The 10665-nt window shown below is 37.6% G+C and carries 7 protein-coding genes and 1 pseudogene; 6 read left to right on the top strand and 2 right to left on the bottom strand.

Annotated features, from left to right (window positions below; all coding sequences use genetic code 11):
* Positions 1-93: 93 nt before the first annotated feature.
* A complete protein-coding gene (locus tag V7783_RS13180; protein WP_442961378.1) occupies positions 94-1842 on the bottom strand; it encodes an ABCB family ABC transporter ATP-binding protein/permease in 1749 nt (582 codons plus the stop codon).
* 222 nt (positions 1843-2064) lie between these two features.
* Here V7783_RS13180 and V7783_RS13185 point away from each other — a divergent pair, with 222 nt between their 5' ends.
* The 4 genes from V7783_RS13185 to secF all read left to right on the top strand — a co-directional run bounded on the left by V7783_RS13185 (position 2065) and on the right by secF (position 6602).
* The gene (locus V7783_RS13185) at positions 2065-3114 is read left to right on the top strand and encodes an NAD(P)-dependent alcohol dehydrogenase (RefSeq protein ID WP_335679110.1); all 1050 of its coding nucleotides are present in this window, start codon (positions 2065-2067) and stop codon (positions 3112-3114) included.
* Positions 3115-3224: 110 nt separating this feature from the next.
* Entirely contained in the window at positions 3225-3731 is a 507-nt protein-coding gene (locus tag V7783_RS13190; RefSeq protein WP_335679111.1) for a hypothetical protein, read from the top strand.
* A gap of 103 nt (positions 3732-3834) precedes the next feature.
* Positions 3835-5679 (top strand): protein translocase subunit SecD, encoded by a 1845-nt coding sequence (gene secD / locus V7783_RS13195; RefSeq protein ID WP_335679112.1) that lies wholly within the window; start codon positions 3835-3837, stop codon positions 5677-5679.
* The gene (gene secF, locus V7783_RS13200) at positions 5676-6602 is read left to right on the top strand and encodes a protein translocase subunit SecF (protein WP_335679113.1); all 927 of its coding nucleotides are present in this window, start codon (positions 5676-5678) and stop codon (positions 6600-6602) included. Before secD ends, secF begins: the two co-directional genes overlap by 4 nt.
* Positions 6603-6670: 68 nt before the next feature.
* Here the strand turns inward: secF and ttcA are convergent.
* A pseudogene (gene ttcA, locus V7783_RS13205) lies at positions 6671-7450 on the bottom strand (tRNA 2-thiocytidine(32) synthetase TtcA); the annotation flags it as partial.
* A 363-nt stretch (positions 7451-7813) separates the two neighbouring features.
* On the opposite strand from ttcA, the gene V7783_RS13210 reads away from it, so the two are divergent.
* Entirely contained in the window at positions 7814-9766 is a 1953-nt protein-coding gene (locus V7783_RS13210) for an AAA family ATPase (protein ID WP_335679114.1), read from the top strand.
* On the top strand, positions 9759-10665 hold a 907-nt coding region (locus V7783_RS13215), incomplete at its 3' end, for an HNH endonuclease (protein ID WP_442961376.1). The genes V7783_RS13210 and V7783_RS13215, both read left to right, overlap by 8 nt.

Here is a 10665-nt window from a genome sequence, read left to right on the forward strand (position 1 = left end):
TAACGTAAAGCGAGACAAACTTTTTGAGGTGAATCACCTAAGCACCCCATAAAGCGTTATTAATAATTAAAGTAACTGAGTCAGCGACCGTTATCAATTTTTTGATTGAGTTTGTTGTAACTGCCACATACGCGCATATTCCCCTTGTAAGGCTAATAGTTGCGTATGACTGCCTTGTTCAACAAGCTCGCCTGCTTGCATAACTAAGATAGTGTCGGCATCGGTAATGGTTGATAATCGATGTGCAATCACTAGGCTGGTATGGTTATTGGCAACTTCCCGCATGGCGTTTAATATAGCTTGCTCGGAGTGAGAGTCGAGTGCAGAGGTCGCTTCGTCAAAAATTAAAATAGGTGACTTTTTTAAAATAGCCCGCGCGATAGCAATGCGTTGTTTTTCACCACCTGATACTTTTAAGCCGCGCTCGCCGACAAGGGTTTGATCGCCCTTATCAAGACTGTTGATAAAGGGCTTTAAATGAGCCATTTCAATTGCGTGATCAATTTCTGCTGTTGTTGCTTCAGGGCGACCATAGGCGATATTTTCTCGGATGCTGGTATTAAAAAGCACCGTGTCTTGTGGGACGATGGCAATTGCTTGGCGCAAGCTGTGTAAAGTGATATTGCGCAGGTCTTGGCCGTCGATACAAATTGCACCGCTGTCAATATCATAAAAGCGATATAACAAGCGGGCGAGGGTACTTTTACCTGCACCACTGGCGCCTACTACCGCTACTTTGCTACCCGCTTTAATAGTAAAGCTTAGCTGTTTGAGAATGGCTCGCGAGCTGTGATAGCCAAAATTAACGTTTTTAAATTCTATATTTGCGTTTTCTATGGTCAGCGGCTGCGCATTTTCTTTATCTGTAATGAGTGGCTTTCGGGTTAATAGTCCGAGCATATTTTCAAGATCAGTAAGGGCGCGGCGAATTTCTCGATACACAAAACCTAAAAAATTAAGCGGTAAGAATAGCTGGATCATATAGGCATTGATCATCACCAGTTCGCCTATACTTAGCTCGCCGGTGACTACCTCTAAGGTGCCTAACCACATTAAAGCGGTGATTGCTGCGGCAATGATCAAGGCTTGACCAGAATTAAGTGCTAATAAAGATAAACGGTTTTTTAGTCGTGCTTGTTCCCAAGTGGCTAAGAATGAGTCGTAACTGTTAGCTTCATGCGCTTCATTATTAAAATATTTAACGGTTTCGTAGTTTAATAAGCTGTCAATTGCACGGCTATTACTGTTGTTGTCGGCTTGATTTGCTTCACGAATGAATCGATTACGCCACTGCGTGACAATAACCGTAAAGGCGATATAAATAATCACTGCGACTAGGGTAACAAGTGCAAACCAAGGAGAGAAAAGCGTGGCGAATATGACTGCAACAATCAAAATTTCTAATAACGTTGGGATGATATTAAACATTAAAAAGCGCATTAAAAAGCTTAAACCTTGGGTGCCGCGTTCAATATCACGACTAATGCCGCCGGTTTGCCTATTTAAATGAAAGCTCAGCTCAAGTGCATGTAAATGTTTAAATACTTTAAGGCCAATATGGCGCATGGCGTGCTCTGTTACCCGACCAAATAGAGCATCACGTACTTCGCCAAAAAATACCCCAGCAAAGCGCAGTCCGCCATATAAAAGTAATAACGCCACCGGGACGATGATAACAGCCTGCAGATTACCATCAACGGCATCAATAATTTCTTTAAGTGCCCACGGCATCAACAAGGTTGCACCTTTTGCAGCAATAAGTGCAAGCACAGCTAACACTACCCGACCTTTAAATACCATCAAATATGGCCAAAGCGTTTTAACACTTTGTTTTAAGTTCATGGCATCATGATGTTTTATTGCTTCTTGTTTACCCATACCGCGCATATTTTCTCTAACTCTATTAAGTCTGTATTAAACTTTTTTTAGTAGCCTAGAGTATAAACTTTAACAGTGTGTATCTAGGGCTATACTAGTAACAGCACATAGTACAGTTTAGGCAGCTTAAGACAATGTTTTACAGTGGTTAATTAAACTCAGTTTTTAACACAGAAGGGAAAGCAGATGAAAACTATCGGATACGCAGCACACCAAGCTAATACGCCATTAGAGCCATTCCATTTTGAAAGACGCGATTTACGCGATGTAGATGTTGCGATTGAAATATTATATTGCGGTGTTTGTCACTCAGATCTTCATACAGTCAATAATGATTGGGGCGGCACTAGTTACCCAATTTTACCTGGTCATGAAATTGTTGGTTGCGTGATTGAAGTCGGTAAGGGAGTAAGTAAATATAAAATAGGCGACACAGTTGCCGTCGGCTGTATGGTAGACAGTTGTTTAAATTGCGATCAATGCCATAAAGGTGAAGAACAGTTTTGCAGAGAAGGGATGGTTGGTACCTACTCAGGAAAAGACAGAGTGACGGGCGAGGCAACCAAAGGTGGTTATGCAAAACACATAGTGGTTCGTGAAGAGTTTGTTTTAAATGTACCAGATTCTTTAGATACAGCCGCGTGTGCGCCAATTCTCTGTGCGGGTATTACAACGTATTCACCGCTACGCACTTGGAATGTTGGGCCCGGTAGTCGTGTTGCAGTCATTGGTTTAGGTGGCTTGGGCCATATGGCGATTAAAATTGCAGCCGCGATGGGGGCGCATGTTACGGCCATCAGTCGTAGTGCTGATAAAGCAACGAAGGCTTTAGAATATGGTGCTAAAGACTTACTGATATCTAAAGATCAAAAAGCGATGGATGCCCATGCAAATAACTTTGATCTGATCATTAATACCATTCCCGTTAAGCATGATTTTACACCTTATCTACCTCTTTTAGATATTGATGGTACGCAAGTGCTGGTGGGCCAAGTGGGTGAAATGGCCGAGTCAAATTCAGTGCCATTATTACTGGGTCGTCGTCGTGTCGCTGGCTCGTTAATAGGTGGTATTGCGCAAACACAAGAAATTCTCGATTTCTGTGCACTGCACAATATTCTTCCTGAAGTTGAAATGATTAAAATGGATGAAATCAATCAAGCGTTTGAGCGTTTAAAAGAAGGCGATTTATCTCATCGCTATGTGATTGACATGTCATCACTGACAGTTGATTAATTTAGTTTATTAGCCGCAGGTATAAGCTTGCGGCTTTTTATCGTAAATTAGCCATTGAAATAGTATGATTCAGCCTCATTAATACACCAGCTCACTTTTTTGATAATAAAATGATTCGCTTTCGCTTGATGTTCACTGTTCTACTGATGTTTGCTGCACTTTTTAGTGTGCAGGCAACTGCTGCCAGTAGCGTGCAGACGATTCAAGTACAGTCGAGGGTCTTGGTTGGAACCGAGATTGTTTCGCAGTTCAGTATTTCGCAGTTCAGTAATTTTCAAGCAAATATTGCAAACCCCTCCGTATCCGCTCATTTATCTGTTAGTAAGCCTGTGGTGGCTGTGGATCAACAACCGCAAGGAGCTGGTTTTGAATCATTACAACCACGTTTAACGGTTAGCAACTCATCATTATTTTTGTATTCTAGCCAAATAGAGCCAAACTATGCGGCAATATTTGAATTTTTTGTGCCAAGCCTCGCGCGGCAATTCTATTTACAGCCTCTTGACCCCCCCATACGCTCACCTTGGTTTATAGCTTATGACGGTAAAAAGTCACGTTTGAGTGGATGGAAAGACGCTAATTTACAATATCGAGCGGTTCTTACCTACCATAGTTAATTCTTCCTGTTAATTTTCGCTGTTTTAGTGATTTCGCTAAAGCAATAAATAACGACGCCTATTTGGCGTAAAGCCTATGTATTAATAGGCTTGAGGAAGAAGTATGTTAAAAAAATCATCAAAAAAACCGCTGTTTCAGCGTTTTAAAATAAGCTATATGGCTATGTTATTAGCGCTGATATTACTGGCTATTAGTGCGTTACCAAATTTATACCCTACAAAATCGTGGCTGCATGTTACAGCGCAACAGCCGTTACACTCCGAGCAACTAGCGATTGATACGCAAAAAAATGTTATTGATTTTTTAAATCAACACGGCTTTATTGTCGAACAATCCATGCAATCACCGCAACAGCTGTCTTCAATAAATGTGCTTTTACAAGAGCCCACAAAAAGTGCGGCTGCCCAACAAGCGTTAAAAACTGAATTTACGCAGTTGCATGTAAAGATAGTAACGCATCAAACAAGTCCTGACTGGCTACAAAGTCTAGGTTTAGCGCCTATAAAATTGGGGTTGGATCTCAATGGTGGTGTATTGTTTGTATTAGATGTTGATTTAGTTAAAGCACAACAAGAGCAACTTGATAGCGCGTATGAGCAAACTAAAACGATAATTCGTGATGAAAAAACCAGAGGAGTCCGCGTACAGCAAAATGCACAGGGGTTTGAATTACATGCACTACCCGCAGCTAAAGATGAACTACGTGCAGTACAAACCCAGGTATTAAAGCGTTTTGAACGTTTAGCCACGACTGAGCATATGCAAGGTCAGTTAACAACAGTGGCATTTAGTTTTAGTGAGCAAGGCAGTAGCGCGTTTGATAAAGAAGTAATGAGTCAAACTTTGACCACTCTACGTGGCCGTATTGAAGAATTAGGCATCACGGAAGCGGTAACCCAGCGCCAAGGTAAGCAACGAATTCGGATTGAACTGCCTGGTGTACAAGATCCAAGCGAAGCAAAACGGATCATTGGTGCAACGGCATCACTTGATTTTTATCAGCTTAAAGAATACGGCGGAAAAACATTTTCGCTGCAAAATGGCGGTTCGATAAATTTAGATCCAATAGCTATTTTTTCCGGTCAACATATTAATAATGCTCATTCTGGTCGCGATGAATGGGGTAAGCCGTTAGTACAGTTAAGCTTAGACAGCCAAGGCGGCGAGGCGATGTCAGCGTTTTCAAAACACAATATCGGAAAACCAATGGCCACGGTGTATTCTGAATATTACAAAAATAGCCAAGGCAATGTGGTTAAAAAGAGTGAAGTAATTAATGTTGCTAATATTGCCCAGCACTTGAGCAGTCAATTTAGTATTACCAATATGCAAAGCCCGCAAGCAGCGCAAGATTTAGCGTTATTACTGCGTGCGGGGTCACTAACTGCGCCGGTAACCATAGTGCAAGAGCAAACCATTGGGCCAAGCTTAGGAGCCGATAATATTAATAATGGCTTAGCTGCTTTAATGTTAGGTATGGGTATCACATTAGCGTTTATGGCTTTGTGGTATCGCCGTTTAGGCTTAGTGGCGAATATTGCTTTATTACTGAATTTGACCGCTTTGGTTGGGTTAATGTCGCTGTTGCCTGGCGTGGTCCTTACTTTGCCAGGAATAGCAGGTTTGGTACTGACGATTGGTATGGCTGTTGATACCAATGTTATTATTTTCGAACGTATTAAAGAAGAACGACGTAAAGGTCGCGCGCCATATCAAGCAATAGAGCAGGGCTATCAACAAGCTTTCAGCACTATATTTGATGCCAATATTACCACTATGATCACCGCCATTATTTTATATGGTATTGGTTATGGGCCAATTAAAGGTTTTGCAATTACGCTTGCTTTGGGACTAATAACCAGTGTGTTTACTGGTGTTTATGTATCAAAGGCATTAAGCCAAACGTTGTACTTAAAATTGGCAAATAAACGAGGAGTAAACGCATGAATAAGACAACTGAAAAAATGAGCACAACGACTCGTTTGCGTTTATCTGGTTTGGTTTTTTCTATTTTATTAGTGGCTTTCTCTGTAGTTGGGATTGCTGCAAAAGGATTGAATTTTGGCCTTGATTTTACCGGGGGCTATTTAACCGAGTTTACGACTTCAGTGCCTGTTAGTAAGGCTGAATTAAGCGATAAAATTAGTGACTATCATGCTGGTAATTTTACCTTGAGTGCACAATCTAGCCAACATTTTCAGTTAAGAGAAGCTGAGCAAGCGAATAACTCAGATTGGTTAGCTGCACTTACGCAAGATGAAACGCTAGGTGCTGACGTTGTGTCATCTTCTTATCTAGGCTCACAAGTGGGTGATGAATTATTTGAACAAGGCTGCTTGGCATTATTTGCGGCAATGATCGCAGTAATGATTTATTTAGCTCTGCGCTTTGAATGGCGTTTAGCATTGGGGGCTGTGATAGCTTTAATGCATGACGTGATAGTGGTGGTTGGCTTATTTGCATGGCTTCAGCTTGATTTTAACTTAACGGTGTTAGCGAGTTTGTTAGCAATTATTGGTTATTCCTTGAATGATTCAATTATTGTTGGCGACAGAGTGCGTGAGCTGCTGCGTTTAGATACGAAAAAACAACAAGCCAGTGTCAATACCGTGATAGACGAATCGATTAAAAGCACTTTAACCCGTACCTTGATAACCTCTTGCACTACTCTTGCGACTGTCGCCAGTGTATGGTTATTAGCTGGTGCGCCATTACAGGGTTTTTCTATCGCACTATTTGTGGGTATTGTTGTGGGGACTTTGTCATCAATTTGTATTGCCGCCACATTACCGCAGTTACTTGGTTTAAGGCATGAGAACTATCAAGTAAAGGTGGACGAGCAAAGCCAAGCGTTAATGGATATGCCTTAACTGACTTTATCAACAAGAAAACAAAAATGCCGCGATAGACGCGGCATTTTATCACCTAACTTAAACGATTAGCTAAGGTTGATAGTGACGACATCCGCTGACTCTGGATCAACTGTATCAACTGCAGTTGCTGGTTGTTTTGGGATGTCAGGCTTATCTAGTGCGATATCACCACCATCAATGACTTCACCGGTTTTTAAGTTAGCAAAATCAAATAATTCATTATCAGCTAAGTGTGATGGCACTACATTTTGCATTGCTGTAAAAATACTCTCAATTCGACCTGGGTGCTCAAGATCCCATTGAGCAAGCATCGCTTTAGTATGTTTACGTTGTAAATTTTCCTGTGAGCCACACAAGTTACACGGAATAATAGGGTAGGCTTGACTGATTGCGTATTGCTCAATATCCGTTTCTTTACAATAGGCTAATGGGCGAATGACCATGTGCTCACCGTTATCACTCATTAATTTCGCTGGCATGCTTTTTAGTTTGCCGCCGTAAAACATGTTTAGGAACAGTGTTTCAATCATATCGTCACGATGGAGACCTAAGGCAATTTTAGTTGCCCCCATTTCATTTGCGGTACGGTATAAAATTCCACGACGTAAGCGTGAACAAAGCGAGCAGGTGGTTTTACCTTCAGGGATGATATCGGTAACAATACTGTAGGTATCTTCTTCAACAATTTTGTATTCAATATTTTGTGTGTCTAAATATTCAGGTAATACATGTTCAGGAAAGCCGGGTTGCTTTTGATCAAGATTCACAGCAAAGAGTTCAAACTTTATCGGTGCAACACGTTGTAAATGTTGCAGCATATCCAGTAAGGTATAACTGTCTTTTCCTTATATTAAATAAGATCAAAAATAAAATGTTTATTTTAGTTTATTTTCAGTAACTTAAATTTTTCAAGCATTACAAAAATAAAAGATACTGTTAACTAAAAAGAAGAAAGAGAGATTTAATGTATTTTCAGGTTTATGATGCTTTACAAAATGCCATTAGAAATGTTTTGGGTAGGAAGTTATTTCGATGAAACTAGATCATCGACTTCAAGATGTCTCTAAAGAAAGAGAAGTTTTACTAAAGGCAGCTAAAATTTTTGCTAATGAATTAAAAGTATCTAACTTCTTCTTAAGATTAAAGAACAGTTCTCATTGCTCTACTGTCATCAAATAGGTATATTTAAAGAAAAACTATCAAAATACATGAAACTAGTCTTTGTCCATATTGAAGAACATCTTCAACTTCACAATATATCAATTCCTCTTACATCTGAGTTCAATTTTCATCTGAAGGAAGGTGAATTACTGATATCTAAAAACGATCAGTACATAGAGAGTTTTTATGAAGGGATAAATATAAAAGCTATTATTGGTAAAAATGGGTCTGGGAAGACATCTATTTTAGATTTTATCGAGAGTTTGTATAGTAATATTGAAAGTTCAGGTGCTTTTTTATTTTTTGACAAGAATAGTAAGACTTTTTTTCAAAAGACTCTAAATACTAAATCTTTTAATTTTAGATTATGTGGTAAAATTAAAGATCATAAAATAAATCACTTAGAAAGCCGACATCTACATAAGATAATAAAAGTTAATAATTTATCTAGTTTTAGCGCGAACAAGAACGCAAGTAAGAAAAATGTTGTCAACTTATCTTCTGAAAAACTTAGTTCAAGTAAAAAAAATAGAACTAAACAACTTGAGAACATATTTAGTTATTTAAAAAGAAAAGGAAATAAATATAGTAGCAATGTTGTTTATACCTTTAAGTTTAGAGGTATGACACCAGCCCTAAAAAATTGGATCAAAGAGTCATTTGTTTGTTATTTAATTAAAGAAGGCTATTTTAAAAATAACGAATCTTTTTATTCGAGTTATCTAAGGGAATCCCAGTCTGATGTGAAAGATGGCCATAATGTATTAAAATCTTTATTTCTTGCAAAAGAGCCTAGCGAGCTTCCAATTGAATTCGAAAATTTAATATCTGACTTTTCTAACTACTATTTACGAACTATATTATCTGATATTTCAAACAATGATAGGCTCTCTTACCTTTTACCACTAGATGTTACTCTTCCCGACCATAGTGTAGGTGCAATAGTATCTAAAGGGATCTTAAACATATTTAGAAATAATATATTAAAGCATAAAGTAGATGGAAACTTATCGGCATATCTTTGCATTAATTTGATAGGTAAGCTTATTAATAACAGAGAGTTGCTAAATAGAAATGTTTGGGATTCGGACTTTTATATTGAAGAAATTTTAGCCAGCGCTATAGAGCAAGTACTAAAAAATAACAGTAATAATAGAAATGGAAGTCCTAGTCAATTATATGAAAGTCTAAACGGACTGCAACATGACTTGAGGATGGATTTAGATATTTTCCTTGAAGTTATTAGAAATATCACTAGTACTAAATCTGGAGAGATTGTAAACAATAATCCTAGTGTGACTCTGTATAAAAAGAATTATTGGCTTGAAGAACTTATTTCTAATACTGAAGGATATCCTGCCCTAAACTCGTCTACTGTGTTTGAAGGTTACTCCGGCATCGAACAAATTAAGTACTCAACTCCTTTGGATATAGCATATATTTCTGAGGAAGTTACTAAGTTACCTCTTTATTTACAAAAGAGCATTGATCACGGTTGGGAGGGGCTTAGCAGTGGTGAATTTGCAAAAACTAGCCTTTTTTCTTCTATTTTTAACTTCTTATTGAGAGAAAGCCCCTATAACTTTCAATTATTTCTCATTGATGAAGCTGATTTGTACCTTCACCCAGAGTGGCAAAGGAAATTTGTCTTTGATTTAATAGAATTAATAAAAAACTTAAATTGTGAATCTACATCTCAATTTATAATAACTACGCATTCACCACTGATAATTGGCGACTTTTTGCCTGAAGATATATTAGCTCTTAATGTTGAAGATGGAAAACCGGTAGCATGTAGTTCATTAGGTTTTGGAACAGTTTTATCAGATTTTTATTTAGAAGGAATGCATTTAGATTCAACCTATGGAGAGCATTCAAGGATAAAGCTTCAAGAGATGATCGATGCAAAATTAAAGAACATTGCTTTAACCAAAGAGCAAATAAAACTAGTTAATAAAATATGTAATAAAGCTCTGAAGGAAGCTTTGTTAGATGGTTAAATTTAAATACTATTTCCCAACAGGTTTCCAAAAAAAATTAAAGAACTCTAATTTTTTTAAAAATGCTTTATCACAGCAAAAAATTGTATATGCAGAGATGAAGAAACAGTGCCAGATTAATGCAAATTTTTACAGTTCTCTATTTAGCGAATCATTTCTTTTGAGCTTAGTATTTTGTCCTCCAAAAAGCTTGAGCAAGAAGATAAATGAGATTTATGAAAATTTTCCTCTTCTTGCAGATAGATTTAATCCATATTTCAACTTTAGAAGTTATGATTTGAATTTTGATGTCTCTTTGATTAAGTCTAAAACTGATACAGATAAAAACATTGTTCTTGCATTAAAGGATAAATTTATCATTGAGTTGGATAAAATTCTAAACGAAAAATCTTCCATATTGGCTAAATATTTCTCTGTTGAACTTAAAAAGGCAACAAGCCCATTAAAAATATACCATATATGTTGCAGGATTAGAAATGTACACGTAGGTACTTCAGTTACACCAAAAAGTGTTCGAAATATCTATCCGTTATGGTTTGATAAGCTAGAAAAAATTTTTAACTATGAGGCTCTGAGAACTGAGTTTGGGCAAGTAATAATTGAATCAAGTTATTTAAAAATCTGTCCTTACTGTAATAAAAGGGATGTAGAAATTACTTATGGAAAATATGTAACAGCGAGACCTGATTTAGACCATTTTTATCCTAAAAGTAGATATCCATTTTTGGCAACTACACTATATAATTTAGTTCCTTCATGTGGTTTTTGTAACCAAAAATTTAAAAAGTCTAAAGATACATATATGAAAAATATGCATCCACTACTTGCTGGAACTAGGAATTATAAAGTTTTTAGTTTCGTGCCTCTTTTGGATGAGCCACCTATAATATTTTTAAATG

The sequence above is a fragment of the Pseudoalteromonas sp. genome (genome assembly GCF_036960685.1).
GTDB lineage: Bacteria > Pseudomonadota > Gammaproteobacteria > Enterobacterales > Alteromonadaceae > Pseudoalteromonas.

Coding starts and splice junctions, on each gene's coding strand:
- V7783_RS13185 (WP_335679110.1), top strand. CDS start 2,065: ATGAAAACTATCGGATACGCAGCACACCAAGCTAATACGCCATTAGAG.
- secF (WP_335679113.1), top strand. CDS start 5,676: ATGAATAAGACAACTGAAAAAATGAGCACAACGACTCGTTTGCGTTTA.
- V7783_RS13210 (WP_335679114.1), top strand. CDS start 7,814: ATGAAACTAGTCTTTGTCCATATTGAAGAACATCTTCAACTTCACAAT.
- V7783_RS13180 (WP_442961378.1), bottom strand. CDS start 1,842: ATGAACTTAAAACAAAGTGTTAAAACGCTTTGGCCATATTTGATGGTA.
- secD (WP_335679112.1), top strand. CDS start 3,835: ATGTTAAAAAAATCATCAAAAAAACCGCTGTTTCAGCGTTTTAAAATA.
- V7783_RS13190 (WP_335679111.1), top strand. CDS start 3,225: ATGATTCGCTTTCGCTTGATGTTCACTGTTCTACTGATGTTTGCTGCA.